Source organism: Coprococcus sp. AM14-16 (genome assembly GCF_003434675.1).
GTDB classification, from domain to species: domain Bacteria; phylum Bacillota; class Clostridia; order Lachnospirales; family Lachnospiraceae; genus Coprococcus; species Coprococcus aceti.
Genome location: NZ_QTLL01000001.1, coordinates 582,676 through 606,363, shown reverse-complemented (window position 1 = coordinate 606,363; position 23,688 = coordinate 582,676). Strand labels below are relative to the sequence as shown.

20 protein-coding genes are annotated in these 23,688 nt (G+C 42.3%); 4 read left to right on the top strand and 16 right to left on the bottom strand.

Annotation, left to right across the window (positions count from 1 at the left end):
* Position 1: 1 nt before the first annotated feature.
* From DW159_RS02765 to DW159_RS02710, 12 genes are all read right to left on the bottom strand, one after another.
* Positions 2 to 703, bottom strand: coding sequence for an ABC transporter ATP-binding protein (locus DW159_RS02765; protein WP_117548877.1), 702 nt, complete (start codon positions 701 to 703; stop codon positions 2 to 4).
* Positions 704 to 974: 271 nt separating this feature from the next.
* Positions 975 to 1,616 (bottom strand): TetR/AcrR family transcriptional regulator, encoded by a 642-nt coding sequence (locus DW159_RS02760; RefSeq protein WP_117548876.1) that lies wholly within the window; start codon positions 1,614 to 1,616, stop codon positions 975 to 977.
* A 108-nt stretch (positions 1,617 to 1,724) separates the two neighbouring features.
* Positions 1,725 to 2,996: an ABC transporter substrate-binding protein gene (locus tag DW159_RS02755; protein ID WP_117548875.1), complete on the bottom strand. Its 1,272-nt coding sequence runs from the start codon at positions 2,994 to 2,996 to the stop codon at positions 1,725 to 1,727.
* Positions 2,997 to 3,011: 15 nt separating this feature from the next.
* Positions 3,012 to 4,505, bottom strand: a complete 1,494-nt coding sequence (locus tag DW159_RS02750) for a GGDEF domain-containing protein (RefSeq protein WP_117548874.1) — start codon at positions 4,503 to 4,505, stop codon at positions 3,012 to 3,014.
* 61 nt (positions 4,506 to 4,566) lie between these two features.
* Entirely contained in the window at positions 4,567 to 5,025 is a 459-nt protein-coding gene (locus DW159_RS02745; RefSeq protein ID WP_117548873.1) for a 6-carboxytetrahydropterin synthase, read from the bottom strand.
* Positions 5,022 to 6,092, bottom strand: coding sequence for a hypothetical protein (locus DW159_RS02740; protein WP_117548872.1), 1,071 nt, complete (start codon positions 6,090 to 6,092; stop codon positions 5,022 to 5,024). Before DW159_RS02740 ends, DW159_RS02745 begins: the two co-directional genes overlap by 4 nt.
* Positions 6,076 to 7,461, bottom strand: a complete 1,386-nt coding sequence (locus DW159_RS02735; RefSeq protein ID WP_117548871.1) for a TIGR03111 family XrtG-associated glycosyltransferase — start codon at positions 7,459 to 7,461, stop codon at positions 6,076 to 6,078. The genes DW159_RS02740 and DW159_RS02735 overlap by 17 nt, the downstream gene beginning before the upstream one ends.
* A complete protein-coding gene (xrtG, locus tag DW159_RS02730; RefSeq protein ID WP_117548870.1) occupies positions 7,433 to 8,041 on the bottom strand; it encodes an exosortase family protein XrtG in 609 nt (202 codons plus the stop codon). The genes DW159_RS02735 and xrtG overlap by 29 nt, the downstream gene beginning before the upstream one ends.
* 53 nt (positions 8,042 to 8,094) lie before the next feature.
* Positions 8,095 to 9,426, bottom strand: a complete 1,332-nt coding sequence (locus DW159_RS02725; protein WP_117548869.1) for a Firmicu-CTERM sorting domain-containing protein — start codon at positions 9,424 to 9,426, stop codon at positions 8,095 to 8,097.
* Between the two features lie 28 nt (positions 9,427 to 9,454).
* Positions 9,455 to 9,916 (bottom strand): 6-carboxytetrahydropterin synthase, encoded by a 462-nt coding sequence (locus DW159_RS02720; RefSeq protein ID WP_117548868.1) that lies wholly within the window; start codon positions 9,914 to 9,916, stop codon positions 9,455 to 9,457.
* A 371-nt stretch (positions 9,917 to 10,287) separates the two neighbouring features.
* A complete protein-coding gene (locus DW159_RS02715) occupies positions 10,288 to 11,571 on the bottom strand; it encodes an aminotransferase class I/II-fold pyridoxal phosphate-dependent enzyme (RefSeq protein ID WP_117548867.1) in 1,284 nt (427 codons plus the stop codon).
* Between the two features lie 312 nt (positions 11,572 to 11,883).
* A complete protein-coding gene (locus tag DW159_RS02710) occupies positions 11,884 to 12,561 on the bottom strand; it encodes a TIGR00266 family protein (protein ID WP_117548866.1) in 678 nt (225 codons plus the stop codon).
* A gap of 247 nt (positions 12,562 to 12,808) precedes the next feature.
* Between DW159_RS02710 and DW159_RS02705 the strand changes: the two genes are divergently transcribed.
* The 4 genes from DW159_RS02705 (at position 12,809) to carB (ending at position 18,881) form a co-directional block, all read left to right on the top strand.
* Complete coding sequence (locus DW159_RS02705) at positions 12,809 to 13,699, top strand: transporter substrate-binding domain-containing protein (protein ID WP_117548865.1); 891 nt, start codon at positions 12,809 to 12,811, stop codon at positions 13,697 to 13,699.
* A 60-nt stretch (positions 13,700 to 13,759) separates the two neighbouring features.
* Positions 13,760 to 14,470: an amino acid ABC transporter permease gene (locus DW159_RS02700; RefSeq protein ID WP_004853031.1), complete on the top strand. Its 711-nt coding sequence runs from the start codon at positions 13,760 to 13,762 to the stop codon at positions 14,468 to 14,470.
* The gene (locus DW159_RS02695) at positions 14,454 to 15,278 is read left to right on the top strand and encodes an amino acid ABC transporter ATP-binding protein (protein WP_004853032.1); all 825 of its coding nucleotides are present in this window, start codon (positions 14,454 to 14,456) and stop codon (positions 15,276 to 15,278) included. The genes DW159_RS02700 and DW159_RS02695 overlap by 17 nt, the downstream gene beginning before the upstream one ends.
* A gap of 375 nt (positions 15,279 to 15,653) precedes the next feature.
* Positions 15,654 to 18,881 (top strand): carbamoyl-phosphate synthase large subunit, encoded by a 3,228-nt coding sequence (carB, locus tag DW159_RS02690; protein ID WP_117548864.1) that lies wholly within the window; start codon positions 15,654 to 15,656, stop codon positions 18,879 to 18,881.
* A 294-nt stretch (positions 18,882 to 19,175) separates the two neighbouring features.
* On the opposite strand, the gene DW159_RS02680 is transcribed toward carB, so the two are convergent.
* The 4 genes from DW159_RS02680 to DW159_RS02665 form a co-directional block, all read right to left on the bottom strand.
* Positions 19,176 to 20,048, bottom strand: coding sequence for an acyl-CoA thioester hydrolase/BAAT C-terminal domain-containing protein (locus DW159_RS02680; RefSeq protein WP_117548862.1), 873 nt, complete (start codon positions 20,046 to 20,048; stop codon positions 19,176 to 19,178).
* A gap of 118 nt (positions 20,049 to 20,166) precedes the next feature.
* Positions 20,167 to 21,096 (bottom strand): acyl-CoA thioester hydrolase/BAAT C-terminal domain-containing protein, encoded by a 930-nt coding sequence (locus tag DW159_RS02675; RefSeq protein WP_330410579.1) that lies wholly within the window; start codon positions 21,094 to 21,096, stop codon positions 20,167 to 20,169.
* A 594-nt stretch (positions 21,097 to 21,690) separates the two neighbouring features.
* Positions 21,691 to 21,960, bottom strand: a complete 270-nt coding sequence (locus DW159_RS02670; RefSeq protein WP_117548860.1) for a hypothetical protein — start codon at positions 21,958 to 21,960, stop codon at positions 21,691 to 21,693.
* A gap of 188 nt (positions 21,961 to 22,148) precedes the next feature.
* The gene (locus DW159_RS02665; RefSeq protein ID WP_117548859.1) at positions 22,149 to 23,564 is read right to left on the bottom strand and encodes an alanine/glycine:cation symporter family protein; all 1,416 of its coding nucleotides are present in this window, start codon (positions 23,562 to 23,564) and stop codon (positions 22,149 to 22,151) included.
* Positions 23,565 to 23,688 lie beyond the last annotated feature (124 nt).

The following is a 23,688-nucleotide window of genomic DNA, read 5'->3' as shown; positions in this document are numbered from 1 at the left end:
ATTACAAATCCTCCAATTCTGACGCTGGAACTCTCACTTCGTTCTCATACTCCTTGCTTATAAGGCCATCCTTTATGAAGATAACCTTGTGCACCATATTCTTGATGGAATTGTTATGTGTTACTATCAGCATAGTCGTTCCATACTTCGCATTTATCTCCTCGAGAAGAACAAGAATATCTCTGGATGTCTTGGAGTCAAGAGCTCCTGTCGGTTCATCACAGAGGAGGAGTTTTGGATTTTTAACCAGAGCTCTCGCTATAGCACATCTCTGCTGCTGTCCACCTGAGAGCTGTGAGGGAAACTTGTTCTGATGCTCAGTAAGTCCTAGAGTCTCTATCAAGTCATCCATAGGGAGCGGATCATCTGTCAGATACTCACACACCTGTATGTTCTCCCTCACGGTGAGGTTTGGAACAAGGTTATAGAACTGGAATATAAATCCCAAATTATCACGTCTGTAGTCCGCAAGCTGGTCGCTGGTCATACCAAATATCTCTGTTCCGTCAACCTTTATCGAACCTGAATCCATGGTGTCAAGACCACCTATACAGTTGAGTAGGGTTGACTTACCTGAACCTGACGTTCCCTGTATAACACACATCTGTCCTTTTTCAACACCTGTGTTTATACCTTTAAGCACCTGCACATAGCTTCCACCCTCTCCATAGCTCTTCTTTACTCCTGACACTTCCAAATACATAATTCGTCCTCCTTTATGCTCTGCTTAATAATATTTTTTTAATATTTCTTTGATAATTCTGTTGCTTTTCAATATTTTTTAATCGCTATATATATTTCAGTAATTATTCAAGTGTTCATCTGCATACATAACACCGTTATGGCTAATGTCTTTTTTTAGGTCTTCCATATACTTAGGAAGACCTATAATCTACTGTCCTGTATAAATAAATAATCATGTATCTCTATTTTCAGTTAATTTAATGTTTCCTATTTTGCTAATGCCATCTGTTTTATTCCGGATCCTGCCACGGCTTAACGAGGCCATACCAGCCTGAAATCAGATATTTCATACCCATATCAACAAACTTCTGGGCATCCTCCTCGTTGTCTATATGTGTCACCATAAATATAAACATATCAATCTGCGAATGAGACATCCAATGTACCACATTCCTGTCAACCATCGGTGTTCCATAAGCCTTGCACATCGCTTCACATATAAATGCGTTATGTGCATCCATCCGGTTTACCATGTCATCCGGCATGCTCTCCATGCTGGAGCCCTGTGACTTCGTAAGAACGAGAAGCACTTCTTCTCTATGCTTATAAAGCTCATGCACAATATTTCTGGCTGACTCAAAATCACTGCCCTCATTATGGTCTGATGCCATGCCGTTGTTCATCTCATCAACTTCAAATGAAAAATGTTCAGTCAACGCAGCATTGAGGCTGTCCAGCATATGTCCCACAACATTACAGAACAGATCATCCTTATCCTTGAAAAAGAAATACAGTGCTCCGGTTGTTACTCCTGCCTTTTGACATATGTTTCTGAGTGAAGCACCCATAAAGCCTTTGTCCACGAATTCTTTCTTGGCACACTTTAGAAGCTCTTTCCTCGTCTCGCTGTCATGTTGCATTTTCTTTGCCATAATCCTCACCCATTTAATTAAAATATAAAGATAGCATAACAGTGTTACGTTTCATAACACTGTTATGCTAAATCATCTTGTCTATTTTGTCAACTACTATATTTTAATTTATTTCTTATACATATCACTATAAATCCTATCTATAGTCTCATCACGGCTCAATTTATCATAAAGATAATAATCAGAATCTGATTTAAATGATCCATACACAGCGTCAGATTCCAATATTGGTGCCATAACCGACAATTTGTCGCTGTTTTCTTTTCTCATGGCATCTGCCTGGACCTCAAATCCAGTCAGCATATCATGCTCATCAAGAACAGCAAGTGCCGAACTACTGATTGGAACACCCTTTTCTGTTCCCTGCCTTAAAGTCATCCCCTCACTGTTCAACAGATAATTTAACAGCTTTGCGGCCTCCTCTGGGTGTTCAGTATTATTACTTATCGCATACATTGTTGCAGGTTTTACAAACCAGCCTAACGATTTTGCGCCAGGCTCACATATGTATCCGCCTACTTTTACATCATACCCATTTTCCTTCAAAGGATCACAATATCCTCCTGCATCACTTACCCACGCAAGAGTGCCGCCAACCTCACCGCTGGCAAAAGCATTCCTGTTAAATGAATCTACAGACATTAAGACTTTTTTATCAAGTAGTTCCTTATAAAAATCCAACATGACACCTATCTGTTCCTTGCTCAGATTCAACGTACCATCAGACTTGACCGGATCGTTTCCGGTTGTCTGTATATAATGTGAAAGCAACATAAAAAATAATGATTTTTTAGTCATGCCCAGAGGATATACCCCATCTTTGCTCATGATTCTGGCTGCATCAAACAAGTCATCCCATGTTCTGGGAATACTAAGTCCATATGAATTCCAAAGAGTCTCATTATAATAAAAAGTCTCCGTATTGAATGCGATAGGAATAGCATTTAATCTTCCATTTTTTGTTCCAAAGGCAAGCTCTTCTTCAGTATAATTTTCAAAATCAATATAATCCGAAAGCGTATTAAGATCATAAAAGCCAGATCCGTCAGAAGAATATGCATCAAGCCAGCCATAATTTATGAGCATAACATCCGGAGTCTCCTGAGACTTCATGTATATGTGCTGCCTGTTCTCATATCCATTCCACACACCATATTTGCATGCAACGTTTATTTCCGGATTTTCTTTTTCAAATATATCAACAGCATCCAGCGTGTACTGGTTTCTACTATCATCGCCCCACCAGGAATATTCTATAGTTACCGTATCCCCGACAGCCATATCAGATTTTTGTTCTCCACAACCACAAAATGCAAAAAGCATAAAAAGTATCATCAAAACCGACAATCCTCTTTTGTGATTTTTAACTATATGTTTCATCTACTTCACCTCTGATCAGTCCTGATTTTCAACGAACCAGCTATACTGGTTTTTCCCGTTTCTCTTTGATTCATACAAAGCCATATCAGCTTTCTTCATCATGCTTTCATAATCAGTTGCATTCTCTCCGTCCACGATGTAAACACCTGCTGATAACGAAAGATTACATTCTGTATACTGTTCCGCAACCGTTCTGGCAAAATCTTCAGCCAACAGTCTCAGCTCAAATTCCATCTTCTTTTTTACATTTTCCAAAGTCCATCCGTTAAACTTCCTGTATACAGCAAACTCATCGCCGCCTACCCGTCCGATCACGGAGTCTGCTCCAAGCATTTTGGAGAAAAGTTCAGCAGTTTTAGACAAAACCACATCTCCTTCTCCATGACCCAAAGTATCATTTACCTTTTTAAAATTATCCATATCTATCATGATAAAAACATGAGTGACTGTTTCAGACTTTTCCTCAAGACAGGATCCAACAACTTCGCCAAACGAAGCCTTATTCATAATTCCTGTAAGCTGGTCATATTCAGCCTTTTGCTTTAATTCCTCAATAACTCCGGAAACAGGCGTATATATTCTTTTCAATACAATACTTCCTGTCACAACAACCAATAAAGCCAATACGAGAGTTGCTGCAAGTGAATACAATATCAATCTCCCAACTTCTTTGAATATCTCAGATTCACCTATGTACGACACTACTCTCCAGCCATTTGAACATTGTGCTACGGATATAACATATCCATCCGAATTTGTCTGATATTCGGAGTTGTCATTTTTCTTTGAAAGATTCACTTCAATTTTATCACCAACGCATTTTGCATTATTTGAATACATAACTTCCTCGGAATCATTTATAAGACATACCCTCATATCCTTTAGTTCATGGCTTAAATTCACCACCGAACTTAGTTCCCTGCTATAGAAAGAAGTTACGATAACAGCATTTTTATTAAGTTTCTTGACATAAAAAAGTCTGTCTGGGCTGTTAAAATAATCAAAAAACCACCCGGACATTGTTCTCTCGTCATTTATATGTTCGGTAAAATATGTATATATTCCTCCATCCGGAAAAGCCTGAAGTGTTGTGTTGGAAATCCATCCCACGCTCTTGTCATTGGAATATACGACACCAAAATCTGTAAAATTGTCAAACACACCAAGATCACTTATCCTATTCTGAATAGCCGCTTCCTGCTGTATTCTGGTGAATTCATCCAGACTACCATCTGTGGCATCATACTCACACAGCTGATCATCGGAGAAAAAAAGAGCCACCGTATCTTCTATACCGACAAGATAATTATCGACGTTGTATCCAAGCTGTTGGTTGTTAGATGATATCAGATTCACTATCTTGCTTTCCATATTATCAACTGCCTGTTTTGTTATGATAAAAGATATCATACCTGCTGTTGCAACGACAGCAGCCAGGAAGATGATAGCAAATCTCCTCCTGGCTCTTTTTATCTCATATTCAGTTCTGTTCCTGCTGCTCACTGACATGGCATTCTGCCCCCCATGTTATATACATAGCTATTATATAACAACTATTATTGGTAAATTGTCAATCTTTTTTCTCAACATCACGGCTCTGCTTTATTTCTTTCAATATCCTGTCCGCCAGAGAATTGATGGTCTGCATCTCTTCGGTGTAACTGTCATCAATGAGACTAACCACATATGACATGGACGGTGACTCACTCATCTCCATCATCAGGAATATCCAGCCGTTTCTGTTGAGTATTTCGGTCAGCTCATCTTTGAAATACTCACACATATTCTCAAGTGTGGGATTTATCATGTCAAATGGTGCAATCTCATTCAAAGTCTTGTCCTGATATCTGCTCAGAAATTCTTCAACTCTGTGCTCCAGATGATGGAACTTTACAGTCTCATCTCTTCCCTTGACAACATTTATGACGATCTCCCAGGTGTGAGGATGTACCTCCCCAAGTACTCCATTTTTATATATTCCATGTCTGGCATTGAGGTAGAATTTGAATTTGTATTGTCTGAATCTCATCTGTTCATCTCCTCCCCGTAGAATACTTTTCTCGGATCATCGCCGTCTGTGACAGCTCTGAGTTCTGTTCTAATCTCGACCCCCGCTTCATTTGCTGAGGTTCTTTTCCAGCTTTCAAGCATCTTATCACGTATCTGTTCAGCCGTTGACATATCTGTCATATACATAAGCACAACAAAATTGCCCTTTGACATTTCTGCGGTCACATGGTTAGATCCCATGCAGCCCTTTATGAAATCCATTATCCCGAATATCTCATCTCTTGAAAAATAACGATCTCCCATCTGAACACTTATGAACAAGAAAGTGATCGGATAAAGCTCCGGATCTGTCGATTTTGAGAGCAGAGAGTCCACAACCTCCATATCGTAATATCTACCTGATTTTTTATCTGCAGGCTCAATATCCTTCTGCCTTAACTCTTCCTCATAGCTTTCTGTAAGTCTCTCATATTCATCGAATTTCTCATTTCTCGCTGTAAGTTCATCTTCTAATCTTTGAACCTTTCTGCCCATATGTCCTATCCTGCCGGCATATTCTATAACCATGCCACCAAGGACAAGGAAGGCTGCTATCACAGCTATTACGATATAGAATTCAAAATCTTTCACTCCGTATGACGAAAGAACATATGACCTGTCAGCATATATCCCGACAACGTAACCAGATCCGGCAACAGAAGCCGTACTGACTATTCCCCTCTGTTCGCTCATATATTCGTCCAGACCTGATGCAGTCATGTTAGACAGTTCCGCCGTGGTTGCCGCATCCTTGATAAACATGATATCATCCTCTTCTATAAGGAACGCCCATTCCGAACCGGATACATCAACTACTTCATTGATTACTGACTCCATATCTTTCTCACTCAAACCTTCCAGTCTCTCAGTCAGAATAGATACCGTCTGCAGCTGGTCGTCCTTATACGCTGAAATGATGTTGTCTCTATTGGTCTTCATGTGATAACCATAGTATATGGTTTCCAGAGCTATCATGAACAGAACAACAGCAAAAGCTGCCACAACTCTTCCTCTGTATGCCTTATTCTTTTCAGCTTTCCTGCTCATGACATTTTCTCCTTCCTGTCACCTTGTACACCAATCTTCCAAGCCAGCGGAAGTCATGCTTTATGATGCTCCACGCCGTCTGTCTCTCCTCGCTGAAATTTTGCATTTTCCAGCTTCCCTTAGACTTCATGGAGTTGATTATTCCTGCAAATCTGAACCAGAACACGACAAAGTTGTACAGAGGAAGCAGGAATACAAGATACCATTTTCTCATGTAATATCTTCTGAGCTGTTTAAACGGACTCAGAAAAAGACTTATACATATATATAGCAGTGTTGTGGTAAACACATACAAAAGATACATGATTATGACTGAATCTATGATGAGCGCAAACGGATAATCCTGGAATATTCCAAGGCATATCAGCGCAAAGTACCATATCATACGCGGGAATGCAAATGTGTGATCAAACATAACCAGTCTCACAATGAAGTCAGAGAAAAATCCTCGCACAGCGTTCATCCTGTTCTTCATGAACATGTGGACAACCTCTATCTCGCCCCTCTGCCATCTCTGTCTCTGTATATATAGTCTGTTCATATCTTCTATTGGATCAACATAAAATATAGCTTCACTGCACAGAGCTACCTTATCTCCGAGCACATCCCTTATCTGAAACGTTACATGGGTGTCCTCGCACACAGTATCCGTATTGTACATATTGGTTTTCATGATGGTTGATCGTCTGAATGCTGAGAAAGCACCTGATAAAGTAAATATATTATTGAACTCCGACTGGAAATTCCTGCCAGCAAGGAACGCCTGACAGTATTCAAAGAACTCCAGCTTTCTAAGCAGTCTGAGTCCAAATCTGTCGGTATCATCGACCATTTCGGGGTTGGTCATGATCGTTCCGGTCATGCAGTCGATGTCAGGATTCCTCTCGAATTTGGTCACCATGTTCCTGATGGCATCCCTCTGGAGCACACCGTCACTGTCTATGTGTATGATGTATTTGCCGTAGCTGTTGAAAAGCCCCAGGTTGAGAGCCTTAGACTTGCCCTGTTTTGAATTTACCCAGTTCATTGTCAGATCTGGGAATTCCTCCTGACATTTGCAGAATACATCAAAGCTCCGGTCCGTACTCATATTATTTACAACAAGTATATATATCTTGCTGTTAGGATAACTTGACGCATCTATGGAGCTTATACATCTGTGAAGGCTATGTTCCTGATTATACACAGGTATGATAAGTGTTATCTCCGGAGAAAAGTTGATCGCCTTCTCCTTCCTCGACACCAGTTTCTTCTTTATCAGTATGAAAAAATTGCCAATAGTAGGTATAATCTCCATGACGATCGGTATGATGACCCATGCCGCCCAGAAAAGTATGGAGCTATGAAAGATCTGTGTTATCAGTGTCATATCTGAAACCTCCTACCTTCTGTCTGATGATCTGAGCCTTTGTAAATACAAAGAAATACAAAAGCACAGTACATGCATAGAACACCAGACGTCCTATTATGCTGTGGGCAACGAAGTACGAACCTCCGCCGAACACATGGACAATGAGACATATGGTGAATATCCTGAGTACATTTGCCGCAAATATCAGAGCCGGTCCAACTATACTGAGCACCACCTTCTCGTATGTATGGTACATGGGGAAGAACCACAGAAGTGAAAGGAATGCCAGCATCTCCACTATTCCTGAACACTCGTAGTCTATATACATGGACAGGTTGGCGTCACCGGTCGCTATGAACACTATATTCTTGTTGAAGTATCCCTCATATATACCGGTCATGTCTCCGAACATGCCAGCAACAGCGGACACGCTCTTCTGAAGAGGTGCAAGAACGACAGGCTCCACCTTGATGAGCATGAACACAAAAAGTCCTATGCTTCCGGTTATAAAATACCAGAAATCCAGTTTTCCACGTTTCAGCACGGTCAATATATATATCCAAAGTGCCAATACTATAACAAAAACTATATTCATCATCGGTGTGCACCTCCTCTCATTTATATTCACATCCTGCTATAACATTCAGCCGGTTAGATTCTCTTTCTTCTATATACTATTACTCCGCCTACGGCCATGAGCAGGGCTATGGCAGCACCGGCCCAAGGGCCTGTAGGTGTTCCGGTTATGGTAACTCCCTCTGCACCTATATTCGGGTTGGACACAGTGATGGTTGCACCCTGATCCAGCTTTATGCCAAGGTAATCGGCTAACTTGTCAAGTGAGATGGAGAACTCTATCTCATCACCCTTGCCTGTCTCAGTATGTACAGGATCATATACCGTAAATGCCACATCGCCATCCACATCATTGTAATAGCCTGCAAATACTCCGAAATTCCTGTATATTCCGGCTCCAAAGCCGTTGGTCTGTCCACCCCAGTTTATGGATCCGTTGGAATTTACAGGGAGTATATTAAGTACACATGATTTTCCATCCACTGTGATATTCCACAACTGGAACTGCATCTGGGATGTATACAGATCGTTCATGGAGAAGTGTACATATAGTCTTCCATTCTCCACTGCAAGTTGTCCCTTGTGGGTCGAGTAACCATTGCTACTGTTGTATGTTATATCCGCTGACGGATACTGACTCCACTCACCATAATATCCATCGATCACAAGTCCTGATGTGACAGGCCCTGTTATCTCTTCTGTAGTTCCAGTTTCTGTTGTGGCATTCTCCGTTGCCTTCTCTGATGTGCTGACCTCAGTGGTTGTCTGTTCTGTAGTGCTCTCTGTTACCTGTTCTGTAGCCTCCGTGGTATCCTCTGTAACTTCCTCGGTAGTAGTCTCCTCTGTACTGTTATCCGCAGACTCCGTGGTTGCCTCACTTCCAGCCTCTGTAGTCGTCTCAGATGATGAACTGTCACCTGCTATATCAAGCTCAGCCGTATTGTCATTCCAGCCTATTGTTATATTCCGTACATCCGTTCCATATGTGCTAACTGGCACCTTTGCACTCCAGGACATATCCGCATATCCCCAGCCAGATGACGATGCGCCGGTATTTGTCGTATAACCAGTGGCGCCGTCGATTGCCTGATACCATGCATTTAACACGTTAAACGATGAACCATCGCCATTGTTGCCTGTGTTAATAACCAACTTGGATAATGCCCCCGGAGCTGTCTGTCCATTCACAGATATATCAAATATTTGCTGAATGTAATTAGTCCACGAACCACTGTATTCCAGATAGATGTACTCGCCATCCGTTGTCACTTCCATGCTGCCGCCATTTCCATCGGAGAGTGTCTGTGCCTGACTCCCGAATATGGAAACACCCGAAAAGATGATCACCATGCATATCGCAGTTATAATTCCTGTAAGTCTCTTCATTTTAGTTCTTCTGTTCTTCATATAATCACGCCTTCTCTTGTAGTAAAATCTATTGTAAGTTGTTTGCTCCTGTCATACTCTCAAGTCTCAGTATGTCGTCAAATATCTTCTGATAATTCCTGTTACTCGTATCCATATTCATAGTAGGCAGCAACAGTCTGTCTGACACCTGATACACGCAGAGCGGATTCTCGGATATATCAAGCTGATAAAGCTCCATTCCATTCTTCTCAAGTCTTTGTCTGAGTTCTTCATAGAAATAATCGCCAATCGTCTCGAGCGTATTCTCGCACCCCTGAAACTCAGGAAGCTCATTCAGATACTTGCCTCTGTACTGATCTATGAACGCCGAAACTATCGCCTCCAGCTTGAAGAAAGGTATATCCTCACTCTGGTCCTTCATTCCTATATATGTGACGATCGTAAATGAATGCCCGTGCATCTTCTCCCTGTCACCGTTGAAGCTGTGCCTGGCATTGAAGTAGGATCTGTATATATAATAATTAAACAACCAGCCACCTCCCTGCTCTCTATGTCAGATTACGACACAATAAACCTATTCTTATCACCTCTAGATTATAGATACCTAATTGTGATATATCAATGATGAAAAATCGCCAAAATTATGGCTAATTTATGAATATTTTGTAACTTTGTGTATAATCAGAAGTTTTCAACCGTTTGCGCTGTTCATATTTCTTTGTTCGTTTGATCGTTATTGACTGAATAATCACAAAATCGGTCAAACAGTCATAATGTGAATGGCCGCACAAAAAAAGATCCCATCCATATGAATGAGATCTTTTTTGACCATTATTACTTTTTTTAATTGTATTTCTTTAATTGATATAGCCCGCGGAGTCGTTGCACAGAAGTCGCCTTTTACACCTCAAGCAGTTTCTGAACACTTACAAGCTTTACACAGAGAACAAATATCTCTGTTGCCTGCTGCATCTCCTCCGGTGTAGGGAATGAAGGTGCGATCCTGATGTTGCTGTCCTTTGGATCGTTGTGGTATGGGAATGTTGCTCCTGCACCTGTGAGAATAACTCCAGCCTCCTTGCACTTTGCAACTATCTCCTTTGCACAGCCCTCCATGGCGTCAAATGATATGAAATATCCGCCGAGAGGCTTGATCCATGAACCAATTCCAAGTCCATCAAGCTCCTCCTCAAGGACTTTGAGAGTTGCCTCAAACTTTGGTCTCATGAAATCTGCATGCTTCTTCATATGTTCCTTGAGTCCGTCAAGGTTCTTGAAGTATCTTGCATGTCTGAGCTGATTTACCTTATCGTTTCCTATGGTCTGTATTGTGTAATGCTTCTTGGCATCCTCAAGATTTGCATGTGATGTAGCCATAGCTGAAACTCCTGAACCAGGGAAGCTTACCTTTGATGTTGAAGCAAACTCAAATACCATATCAGGATTGCCTGCCTTCTCACACTCCCCGATGATATCAAGTATCTCTACCTGATTGTCCTCGTACAGATGATGGATGACATAGGCATTGTCCCAGAAGATCCTGAAGTCCTTAGCCGCAGGCTTGAGATTTGCAAATCTTCTTACTGTCTCATCGCTGTAGCAGATTCCCTGTGGGTTTGAGTACTTTGGCACGCACCATATACCCTTTACTGTTGGATCTGAATTTACAAGTTCTTCAACCATATCCATATCTGGACCTGTCTCTGACATAGGTATGTTGATCATCTCTATTCCAAAATGCTCTGTGATAGCAAAATGTCTATCATATCCTGGAACAGGGCAGAGGAACTTCACCTTGTCAAGCTTGCACCAAGGTGTCTCTCCCATTATTCCATGTGTATATGCTCTTGATACAGTGTCAAACATAAGAGTAAGACTTGCGTTACCACCGATGAAGATATGATCCTCAGTGGTTCCCATCATCTCAGCCATAAGTCTCTTGACCTCTGGGATTCCATCAAGGCACCCATAGTTTCTGCAGTCTATGCCACACTCTGACTTCATATCAGAATCACTGTTGATAACATCCATAAGACCAACAGATACTCCAAGCTGGGTTGGTGATGGCTTTCCTCTTGACATATCAAGGTTCAGGCCAAGAGCCTTCTTCTCCTCATATGCCGCAAGCAGCTGCTCTCTAAGTTCCATTAACTCTTCTTTTGATAATTCACTGTACGCTTTCATAAAAGTCTCCCTTGCTACCTAACAATGTTATAGTTATATGTCCGGGTTGCACGTCAAAACGTTCTATATTAAATAGACGATTCTAACGTTCAACCCTTGTATCATATAATTTATTTCTCCGGTTGTCTAGACCTTAATCGCATAAGTTTGTAGTATTTCGCAAATTTTGGTTGAAAAATCTAAGTTCAAATACTAAATCCGACTATATTTTCGTCAAAATTATATATTTAACTTTTTATTTTCAAGTTGACCGACATTGAAAGATGCTGCAGTGTTCTTTTGGTAGTGGACTTAACTATATGACTCTGGCGGTTATTTGGATGGTATCATGGATGCTATCTCAGCGGCAAGCTGCGATTTTGGCATGGTCTGAAGTGTTATTCTGCCAGGGCCTGTTACCACTGTATTGAAGAATCCCTCTCCTCCAAATAACATATTCATGGCACCACCCTTTACTGTCTCTGCGTTCAAGGAACATGTTGCATCCATCATTGCAAGATAACCTGTGTCAATAACCATCTGCTGTCCCGGTGCAAGCATGTAATCCACAACAGAACCATCGATTTCAAGGAACACTATTCCCTGACCTGTAATCCTCTGCATAATAAATCCCTCACCTCCAAAAAAACCGCCTGCAACTTTTTTTTGGAAAGCTATCTCCAGATTCACCCCCGGTGTCGATGCAAGGTATGCTGACTTCTGACAAATGATCTCCTTGCCAGGTCCTATCTCAACCGCCATGATATTTCCCACAAAGCTTGAACCGAATGCTATCAGTCCAGGTCCCCCCTGAGCCGTATATGTATTTCGGAACATCGATTCACCGGATATGGCCCTAGTGAACATCTTGCCTACTCCGCCACCTGATGTCTGCATCTGCATATTCGGAGACATCCATACCATTGCACCTTTTTCGCAGTTTATAGATTCCCCTGCCTCCAGAATGATTTCTACCACAGGCATCATGCCGCCTTTGATCTCGTATCTCATATAATCTTACCTCCCTGTATTCTTCATATTTAAATATGAGTTTCATTTTTTTAATTGGTACAAATGTATTATATAGTAAATACTATTCATATAACAATGTTTATTTATAAATCATGAATAAAAGCCTGTTTTTATTAGGCATATCACTTTTTCCCGCTTTTGGAACGAGTTTTTTCATATATTAATTGCTTTTTTTGAAACACAATGGTATATTTATTCAGATAAAATATGAAAGGAAGATGTAAAAATGAAACTCAAAAACTTATTAGCAATTTCAATGTCAGCAGTTCTGGCTATGACAGCTCTTACTGCTTGTGGAAGCAAGGATGATTCTTCGGAGGCAGCTTCAGAGAGTGCTTCATCATCAAAGAAGACTGCAAAGGTCATAGAGATTGACCTTACAGACGAGCAGTATGCTTTCGGTGTTGATAAGGATCAGCCTGAGCTCTTAACACAGGTCAACGATTTCATCAAGTCAATGAACGAGGATGGATCATTTGAGGAGATCTGCAATCACTATTTCGGTGACGGCGAGCCAGTTGCCGTTGAGTCGGCAACACTCGATGCAAACAAGGATCAGCTTGTAGTTGCAACAAATGCTGCATTCGAGCCATTTGAGTATACAAAGGGTGAGAACTACTATGGTGTCGATATGGAGATAGCTAAGGCTCTCGCAGACAAGCTTGGCAAGGAGCTCGTTATCCAGAACATGGATTTCGATGCTGTATGTCTCTCAGTTGGTCAGCACAAGTGTGATATCGCTATGGCAGGTCTTACTATAAAGCCAGACCGTGAGGAGTATGTAAGCTTCTCAGATTCATACTACAAGGCTTCTCAGAAGCTTATCGTTACATCAGACAATACAGAGTTTGATGAGTGCAAGACAGCTGATGATGTCAACAAGATCCTTCAGGCTAAGGGTTCAGACATGAAGATTGGTTTCCAGACAGGTACTACCGGACAGTTCTACTGCGAGGGTGACGCAGACTGGGGATTCACAAAGCTTGCTATGACTTCAACAGGCTACAAGAACGGTTCTCTTGCAGTTCAGGATCTTTTAAATGGTAACCTCAACTATGTTATCATCGATGCTGCTCCTGCAGCCAGCATCACTGCTGCTCTTAACGCAATGCAGTAAATTTTAATTCGGATTTAGTAATTTTAGTATTAACGCCAATTATGTTTGAAAGGATATTTCATGGGAGACATTTCTACAAAAATACAAAAGTTCATAGAAATATTCATCGACAACAACGGGTATGTTAAGGTAGTCGAGGGTCTGAAGAATACTGTGATAATAGCCATTGCCGGTCTTATCATCGGTATAATAATCGGTACCCTCATAGCTACCGTCAGGGTAATTCCAAAGTACAAGCGTCTGCCTAGAGTTCTGGATGCAATCTGCAGTGTATATGTAGGTTTCTTCCGTGGAACACCTATGGTTGTACAGCTTCTTCTCTTCTACTATGTTCTTCTTCCTATAGTGGGAGGACACATGACAGGAGTTCAGGTGGCTATGCTTGTATTCGGACTCAACAGCGGTGCCTACATCTCAGAGATCATGCGTGGTGGTATACTCTCCGTTGATCCAGGTCAGATGGAAGGTGGACGTGCCATGGGACTCAGTTTTTCAACTACCATGCTCAAAATCGTTATACCTCAGGCAGTCAAGAATATTCTGCCAACCCTTGGAAATGAATTTATTTCTTTAATAAAGGAGACTTCAGTTGTAAGTTTTGTCGGAGCAACTGATCTCTACGTTGCATTCAACTACATCGGAAGTAACAGCTACGAATTCATGGTCCCTTATCTGGTCATGGCACTTATCTACATCGTGATGGTGCTTCTCATCAGCCTGGGAATCAAATTAATGGAAAGGAGCCTGAGAAAGAGTGATAGACGTCATTAATCTTGAAAAAAGCTTCGGTGATAACAAGGTCTTAAACGGCATCAATATCACCATAGACAAAGGCGATATAATGGTTGTTATCGGCCCTTCAGGTTCTGGTAAAAGTACATTTCTTCGCTGTTTGAACTGTATGGAAGATCCTACCGGCGGCCAGATTATATTCAACGGTGTTGATATAGCAGACCCTAAGGTTGATATCAACATACACCGCCGTCATATGGGTATGGTTTTCCAGCATTTCAACCTGTATAACAACAAGACTGTTATACAGAATATCATGCTTGCACCTGTCTATGTCAGATGTCAGGATCTGAAAAAGGCAAAGCGGCATAATCTTCTGCTTCCTGTCACCAATCTCTTCCGCAAGGAAAAGCAGACAAAGCAGGAAATCACAACAACAAAATCAGAGATAATTGCCGAGGCACATGCAAAGGCTGAGGAACTCCTGAAAAGGATCGGTCTGGAGGACAAGGCGGATGTATATCCATCTACTCTCTCAGGCGGTCAGAAGCAGCGTGTTGCCATCGTCCGTGCTCTTGCCATGAATCCTGATGTCATTCTGTTTGATGAGCCAACCTCCGCTCTTGACCCTGAGATGGTCGGTGAGGTTCTTGATCTCATGAAGGCTCTTGCAGATGAAGGCATGACAATGATTATTGTTACCCATGAGATGGGATTTGCCAGGGAGGTTGCCAATAAGGTCGTATTTATTGACGACGGACAGATTCTTGAATCCGGTACACCGGAGGAATTCTTCGGCAACCCTAAGAATCCTAGACTTAAGGATTTTCTTTCAAAGGTGTTATAAGACATTTTATCTGTGTTTTTTAAGACAGATTGTAATATCGCAGTTTATCCGGCATGTATGGCATTTCATACTTGCCGGTTTTTTTAGACCGTTATCTGCTGTTCCCTGTTTCTTTTTAATATAATTCTCTTTAATTTAATTCTTGATCCATTTCATATTTAAGTTCATTTTTTCAATTTATTTCCTTATTAGCTATGTACTTTTGGGCTCTTATACTTTATAATAACAATAATTTGGGCATTTTTATAAAAGAAAATAAACGATGTCCGGCAATGTTTAAAATCACATTAAAATACTTCTTTATTTTGTGTGATTTCATGTAGTTTTCAGTGCTCTCGCTCTGAACAAGAATCATTTTACAATAAGGAGAAAGATATGCCAAAAAGAGAAGACATTAACAAAGTTCTGATAATAGGATCTGGTCCAATCATCATCGGTCAGGCATGTGAGTTCGACTACTCAGGTACTCAGGCGTGCAAGGCCCTTAAGAAGCTTGGTTACGAGATCGTATTGGTCAATTCCAACCCTGCTACCATCATGACAGATCCTGAGACAGCTGATGTCACATACATTGAGCCGCTCAATGTCAAGAGACTTGAGCAGATAATTGCAAAAGAGAGACCTGACGCTCTTCTTCCAAATCTCGGAGGACAGTCAGGACTTAACCTTTGTGCTGAACTTGCAAAAGAAGGCATCTTAGACAAATACAATGTCAAGGTCATCGGTGTTCAGGTAGATGCCATTGAGCGCGGTGAGGACAGAATCGAATTCAAGAAATCCATGAACGCAATCGGAATAGAAATGGCAAGAAGCGAGGTTGCCTACTCTGTAGATGAGGCTCTCGCCATCGCAGATCAGCTCGGATACCCTGTTGTTCTTCGTCCTGCATACACCATGGGCGGTGCCGGCGGCGGACTCGTATACAACAAGGAGGAGCTCAAGACTGTCTGTGCAAGAGGTCTCCAGGCCAGCCTTGTAGGTCAGGTTCTCGTTGAGGAGTCAATCCTCGGATGGGAGGAGCTTGAGCTTGAAGTTGTACGTGACTGCGAAGGCAATATGATCACTGTATGTTTCATCGAGAACATCGATCCTCTCGGCGTACACACAGGTGATTCATTCTGCTCCGCTCCTATGCTTACAATCTCTGAGGACGTTCAGAAGAGACTTCAGGAGCAGGCATACAAGATCGTTGACTCTGTTGAGGTCATCGGTGGAACAAATGTACAGTTCGCACATGACCCTGTATCTGACAGAATCATCGTAATCGAGATCAACCCTAGAACATCCCGTTCTTCTGCTCTGGCATCAAAGGCTACAGGATTCCCTATTGCCCTTGTGTCAGCCATGCTGGCAACAGGACTTACCCTCAAGGATATCGAGTGCGGTAAGTACGGCACACTGGATAAATACGTTCCGGACGGTGACTATGTGGTTATCAAGTTCGCACGTTGGGCATTCGAGAAGTTCAAGGGTGTTGAGGACAAGCTCGGAACCCAGATGCGTGCCGTAGGTGAGGTTATGAGTATCGGTAAGACCTACAAGGAGGCATTCCAGAAGGCTATCCGAAGCCTTGAGACAGGAAGATACGGTCTCGGCTACGCCAAGGACTACAATACAAAGAGCAAGGATGAACTATTGCGCATGCTTGCACATCCATCAAGCGACAGACATTTCATCATGTACGAGGCGCTCAGAAAGGGTGCTACAGTAGATGAGATTTTCGATATAACAAAGGTTAAGCACTACTTCGCCCAGCAGATGAAGGAACTCGTTGAGGAAGAGGAAGCACTCGCAGCACACAAGGGCACTCTCCCATCTGACGAGGCACTCACCACTGCAAAGAAAGACGGTTTCTCAGACAGATACCTCAGCCAGATTCTTGAGATTCCTGAGGAGGACATCAGAAATAAGAGAATCGAGCTCGGAGTTACTGAGGCATGGGAAGGCGTACACGTAAGTGGAACAAAGGACAGCGCTTACTACTACTCCACATACAATGCACCTGACAGCAATCCGATAAATGAGGACAAGCCAAAGGTTATGATCCTCGGCGGAGGTCCTAACAGAATCGGTCAGGGTATCGAGTTTGACTACTGCTGCGTACATGCATCACTGGCACTTAAGAAGCTCGGATTTGAGACTATCATAGTAAACTGTAATCCAGAAACTGTTTCAACTGACTATGATACATCAGATAAGCTCTACTTTGAGCCACTTACACTTGAGGATGTTCTCAGCATTTACAACAAGGAAAAGCCAGTGGGCGTCATCGCACAGTTCGGCGGTCAGACACCTCTTAACCTTGCTTCTGACCTTGAGAAGAACGGCGTAAAGATCCTCGGTACATCTCCTGCTGTCATCGATCTTGCAGAGGACAGAGATCTCTTCCGTGAGATGATGGATAAGCTTGATATCCCTATGCCAGAATCTGGTATGGCTACTACTGTTGACGAGGCACTTGAGATTGCTCACAAGATTGGCTATCCAGTCATGGTCCGTCCATCATACGTTCTCGGTGGACGTGGTATGGAGGTCGTATACGATGACGAGAGCCTTGACGGATATATGAGAGCTGCCGTTGGTGTCACACCTGACAGACCTATACTTATAGACAGATTCCTGAATCACGCCCTTGAGTGTGAGGCTGATGCCATAAGCGACGGAACTCACGCATTTGTTCCTGCCGTTATGGAGCACATCGAGCTTGCCGGAATTCACTCAGGTGATTCAGCCTGCATCATTCCTTCAGTACACATCACTGCTGAGAATGTTGCTACTATCAAGGAATATACAAAGAAGATCGCTGAGGAAATGCATGTCGTAGGTCTTATGAACATGCAGTACGCTATTGAGAAAGGCAAGGTATATGTTCTCGAGGCAAATCCTAGAGCATCCCGTACAGTACCTCTCGTATCAAAGGTATGTAACGTGCGCATGGTTCCTATCGCTACTGATATCATCACATCAGAGCTCACAGGAAGACCATCTCCTGTTCCAGCTCTCAAGGAGCAGCACATACCATATTACGGAGTTAAGGAGGCTGTATTCCCATTCAACATGTTCCCAGAGGTTGACCCGATCTTAGGACCTGAGATGAGATCTACAGGTGAGGTTCTCGGACTTTCAACCTACTACGGAGAGGCATTCTACAAGGCTCAGGAGGCTACACAGACTCTCCTTCCTACAAGCGGAACTGTCCTGATCTCTGTAAACAGAAAGGACAAGGATGAGGTTATCGAGATCGCTCAGCTCTTCGAGAAAGCTGGTTTCAAGATCCTTGCTACAAGCGGAACATATGCCATAATTACGGCTGCCGGAGTTAAAGCTGAGAAAGTCAAAAAGCTCCAGGAGGGCAGGCCAAACATCAATGACCTTATAACAAATGGCTCTATAGACCTGATAATCAATTCTCCGAGCGGTAAGGAAAGTGCCCACGACGATAGTTACCTCAGAAAGGCTGCCATCAAGGCAAAGATTCCTTATGTGACTACAATTGCAGGCGCAAGAGCAACCGCAAAGGGTATCCTGTACGTTCAGGCACATGGCGACAGCGATGTGAAGTCACTGCAGGAGCTTCACAGTGAGATAAAGGACGCTGAGTAATATCGGGCGCGGGCGGCTTTGCCGCTCAGGTAGCCCTGCTGATTGATGGCAGAAGCTGCTTCTTGGCGGCATGGCTGTTTATTTAGCCTGCTGTTTGCCGGTTCGTGGATTAGCAAGCTTGCTCAGCATTCAAAAGTGCATAAATTTTTCGCTAGAATGACAAAAGCCGGGAAAAAGATACAATTTCTAATAATTTTGTATCTTTTTCCTGGTTTTCTTTTGATTTGCGAAAATATTATGCACTTTTTATTGATTGTCTTTCTCGTCAAACTGCACTTCTCGATTAGTTTTAAACTATAAATCTGCTACACTCCACGAACTGAGAGTCTTCAATATGATTTCCAGCGTATCTTCCCTCGCCTTCTGACATTCCTGCGGGAATTTCTTCTCTCTAGGCAGTGCGCCATTGTTCACCGGGAAATATCCCAGATTGTGACTGCCTGTCTCCGAATTTATATGCCTGTAACCGTGCGTAAAGTTCTCACGCTTAAGTCTCTCCATAAGCAGCTCCGAGTCATGCTTTGACGGCACAGATTCATCGTGGGTCGATGTGAGGAAAAGAATGTCACCGCATATCTTTTCAACCGGGATCTCATTCTCTATCGTTCCATTTTTCTCCCACTCTTCAAAGAAGTACAGCACGCGCATATGATGTTCCTTTATGCATCTTTTCAGGAAATTGGAAAACATATGTGCATTTGACACATACGGAAAGTCTTTTCCACGATAGGAAACCATCGCCTTGCAAGGATCAAGATCAGCCTTGCCGCTGCCCTGCATGATATGTCCAAATGTTGATGCTGCTATAACCAGACTTATATCCGGCACGACCGAAGCAGCAAGCAGCGCCATTCCCGCGCCCTTAGAATTGCCATATATCCCGAACCTTCTGTATTTCCCGGATTCATACTCCTTCATGTGGTCGACAGCAGTCTGGAACATCTCCAATGGAATCGCCCTCATGGTATCCGGAAGTCCCGGTGCACCATAATATGTCATGGCAAGAACAGAGTATCCCTTCTTTGCAAATAGCCCGGCATACTTCTCAGGCAGTTCCAGTCCTTTTAGTCCCTGGATGACGATCAGAAGCCTGTCATCCTCACTTTCTGTGTCATATAAGATCCCCTCAAATCCATCCTTCAGATATGTATATTTTGATTTCTTCATAAAGCCCCTTCTCCTATTGGACTCTAGTCCATTTTAACGTCCTTGTATCCGTGTGACATGGAAATTACAGCACTCATCCCCCTGTCCAAGAGTCTTGGTACGATGAAGCTGGCCTCCTTCATTCCTGTATCCATTCCTTAAGTGCGGCTGAGAGTCTTCTGTCTATATCCTTTCTCGTCGCCTCGCACTCATTTGGATAATCCTTTGCAGCCTTGAATATAAACTTCATGACGAATTTCAGTCCAACCGGAAGTGCCATACGAAGCATCGATTCCGGCAGCACAAAATGGGTTCCGTGCTCATACACAAGCGGCACATACTCACATGTATGCGGACGTTCCTTCAGTCGCTGATCCATTCTGCGGATGTATTTGCCCGCCTCCCAGAATGAGTCGTCATCTGCTCCAATAAGAAACAGCTTTCCCTTTATATTCTCAACCTTGATCATTTCCTCTTCTGTGTGTTCCCTGACTTTTTCCGAATCAATAAACAGACAGGTACTGCGCTCAATGTCGCCGGAGCCCTTTGTCTCCTCCTCGATTTTCTGCCAGTACACAGGATGCTCATACACAAATGGCATGTAAGCAAGAGGCTCTCCTCTCCACGAAAGAGTCGATGCATCCGGTATCGGCCATTCCTTACATCCGTCTCTGTTACCCTGTTCAAATCCCTGCCATACAAAGTCACTTGCCGTAAGTCCAAATGTCAATGTGATATCAGGAAAATACGACGCCGCAACCAGGGAATCCATGCCAGCCGTACTCATTCCCATGATTCCTATTTTCCGATTTCCATGACTTTTCAGCCATGCAATAGCCGTCTCTATTCTCTCAAGCGGGTTATTTACATGGCTGTAATTCTTCTTTCCGGGAGATATGCAGAGTGCGTTCACACCATTTTTGTGCAGCCACTTTGCTCCGCACTTCGCCATAAAATCATTCGGATCATCTCCAAACAGTCCTATGAATGCACAGTCAGCCCCATTTGGATTCTCGTAGTATGTTCCATAGAATCCGTCCTTCTCGATCTCAAAAAACTGTTTTTTCACAACTTTTTCCTCCATTTTCCTGTATGCTCCAGACCGCCCTCGCTGCCTGATAACACAATGACAACTTTATCTCTTCTGTCACAAACCGGATATAAGACACAATCCGCCTTGTGCAGTGTTTCTTTTATAGTCTCAGAACCTTTCATTTGTTACATCCCCCTGATCCAATTCTCTTAACAACCACAATGTTAGTCGCTGCTAACTTTATTGTCAACTGTTATTGCTTTATAAATCAAAAAAAATCCCGCAAATAAAAAAGCACCCGCAAACACATCTTCTAAGACCTGATGATGTGTTTGCGGATGCTTTTTGCATCGTATTATTCTTCTATATAAAAGACAGCCTTGCCACTTCCTGCGTTTTCTCTTGCTGATGCAAGAATCGAAGAATATGTATCATGCTTTCTGAAAAATTCACTACCAGCAGCACAACATAGCCATCATCATATACGGGATAGCCAAGATATTGACCGTCTATCGGTAGCACCTTTTGATATTATATTAGCATCAAGCCTCACTCATGCCAAACATATATCGATGGGAAGACACCTTATAGCAAACAATAATATTCAATACTTAATTGATATATCCAATTTCATTCATTTGTTTTGAAATTTTTTACCGCCATTGCAATCATTGCCACACTATATATCAATACAATTATCAACATAAATCGTGAAATCATAAAACCAACAGTGAATTGTATCGGAATACAAATCAGCGGTATTAGTATAATCGAAAATATGATTGAAAATATTGGATGTTTCCTCTTGATATTGAAATATAGAGCAAGTATTGCCATAGCAATGCCACTCAAGAACATAATTCCCAATACTATAAGTAAAAATGTTATTGTATTTCCCATAATAAACTCCTCCATTAAATATTATAATACAGAGTTTCCCTATCATCTATCGCAAAACTTACTTTCTAGGACCAGCTCCATATTGGTCATTTCTACTGTAAGCAAAAGAGCAGCCAGACAAAATTTTGCCTGACTGCTGATAGGTGCTTCCCCAATTATTACATATAAATATTTACTTCTATTGAACCCTACAGTTCCTTGTGGCGTGCAAAGTAATCCTTTGTCTCTGCCACAACCACACTGCTGAGTGCAAGCAGTGCTATGATATTCGGAATCGCCATAAGTCCGTTAAATATATCAGCGATAGTCCATACAGCCTTAACTGTCATGTATGGTCCGATAAATACGCAAAGTATGTATAACCAACGATAGATCTGAACTGAAACCTTGCTGCCATTTGTGAGGTACTCAAGACACCTCTCACCATAGTAATCCCAGCCAAGGATAGTTGTAAATGCAAAGAATACAAGGCAGATCATAAGGATGAATGCTGCAACCTGACCTGGCATAAAGAAAAGTCCCTTCTGGAATGCATCAGTTGTGACTGCGATTCCCTCAAGGCTGCCATCCTGCCAGCTTCCCATCATAACGATTGAAAGACCTGTCATTGTACATACGATGATAGTATCAATAAATGTACCTGTCATTGTTACAAGTCCCTGACGAACAGGCTCCTTTGTCTGAGCGGCTGCTGCTGCGATAGGTGCAGAACCAAGACCAGCCTCATTCGAGAAGATACCACGTGCAACACCCTTCTGCATGGCAATTGCAAGACTTGCTGTAACACCACCTGCAAATGACATAGGCTTAAATGCGCACTTGACTATTGTTGCAAATGCAGCTGGAACTTTATTTATATTAACTATGATAAGAACCAGACACACCACAATGTAGAGAACTGCCATGAATGGCACTATAACCTGAGAAACCTTTGATATTCTCTGGATTCCACCGATTACGACAAGTCCTACAAGGATTGCAAGTATAAATGCTGTGATGACGATGGCTATTGAGTAGTCATTTCCAAGGATTGATACTGTATTGGCCTTGTCAGGATCAAAGAAAGCCTGAACTGCAGAAGCAATACCATTTACCTGTGTAAATGTACCGATACCCATAAGACCTACGCATGCTCCGAAGAATGCAAATATCTTTGCAAGCCACCTCCACTTGTGACCCATACCGCTCTCAATGTAATAGAAAGGTCCTCCGAGAACGTGTCCATCCTCGTCAATCTTTCTGTACTTTACAGCAAGCAGTCCCTCTGAATACTTTGTTGCCATTCCAAAAAGCGCTGCGATCCACATCCAGAAAAGTGCTCCGGGACCACCGGCAAGGATACCTATAGCTGTTGCTACTCCTACGATATTACCTGTACCGATAGTTGCTGAAAGTGCTGTACATAACGCGCCAAAGCTCGTCACCTCTCCTGTACCGTCTTCCTCATTCTTAATCATGAATCTCAGTGCCTTTGGCAGATGAACTATCTGAAGGAACTTAAGTCTGATCGTCAGATAGATTCCGCAGACGATGATGAGTATTATGAGTGGCAAGCCCCAGACAATATCATCAACTTTGCCTAAAAAGTTTGTGAATGCGTCCATGTTTCTCCTCCTGTTTTTTTATTTATAATTCACAAGTGTAAATTATAGCATAAAAATTCTTAAATAAAAACGAAAAAACACGCATTTTCAAGATTTTTCTTGCTTTTTTGCGTGTTTTTTCGAA

Coding starts and splice junctions, on each gene's coding strand:
- DW159_RS02750 (WP_117548874.1), bottom strand. CDS start 4,505: ATGTCAGTGAGCAGCAGGAACAGAACTGAATATGAGATAAAAAGAGCC.
- DW159_RS02735 (WP_117548871.1), bottom strand. CDS start 7,461: ATGACACTGATAACACAGATCTTTCATAGCTCCATACTTTTCTGGGCG.
- DW159_RS02765 (WP_117548877.1), bottom strand. CDS start 703: ATGTATTTGGAAGTGTCAGGAGTAAAGAAGAGCTATGGAGAGGGTGGA.
- DW159_RS02760 (WP_117548876.1), bottom strand. CDS start 1,616: ATGGCAAAGAAAATGCAACATGACAGCGAGACGAGGAAAGAGCTTCTA.
- DW159_RS02710 (WP_117548866.1), bottom strand. CDS start 12,561: ATGAGATACGAGATCAAAGGCGGCATGATGCCTGTGGTAGAAATCATT.
- xrtG (WP_117548870.1), bottom strand. CDS start 8,041: ATGATGAATATAGTTTTTGTTATAGTATTGGCACTTTGGATATATATA.
- DW159_RS02715 (WP_117548867.1), bottom strand. CDS start 11,571: ATGAAAGCGTACAGTGAATTATCAAAAGAAGAGTTAATGGAACTTAGA.
- DW159_RS02670 (WP_117548860.1), bottom strand. CDS start 21,960: ATGGGAAATACAATAACATTTTTACTTATAGTATTGGGAATTATGTTC.
- DW159_RS02680 (WP_117548862.1), bottom strand. CDS start 20,048: ATGAAGAAATCAAAATATACATATCTGAAGGATGGATTTGAGGGGATC.
- DW159_RS02740 (WP_117548872.1), bottom strand. CDS start 6,092: ATGAGCAGGAAAGCTGAAAAGAATAAGGCATACAGAGGAAGAGTTGTG.
- DW159_RS02755 (WP_117548875.1), bottom strand. CDS start 2,996: ATGAAACATATAGTTAAAAATCACAAAAGAGGATTGTCGGTTTTGATG.
- DW159_RS02725 (WP_117548869.1), bottom strand. CDS start 9,426: ATGAAGAACAGAAGAACTAAAATGAAGAGACTTACAGGAATTATAACT.
- DW159_RS02705 (WP_117548865.1), top strand. CDS start 12,809: ATGAAACTCAAAAACTTATTAGCAATTTCAATGTCAGCAGTTCTGGCT.
- DW159_RS02665 (WP_117548859.1), bottom strand. CDS start 23,564: ATGGACGCATTCACAAACTTTTTAGGCAAAGTTGATGATATTGTCTGG.
- DW159_RS02700 (WP_004853031.1), top strand. CDS start 13,760: ATGGGAGACATTTCTACAAAAATACAAAAGTTCATAGAAATATTCATC.
- DW159_RS02745 (WP_117548873.1), bottom strand. CDS start 5,025: ATGAGATTCAGACAATACAAATTCAAATTCTACCTCAATGCCAGACAT.
- carB (WP_117548864.1), top strand. CDS start 15,654: ATGCCAAAAAGAGAAGACATTAACAAAGTTCTGATAATAGGATCTGGT.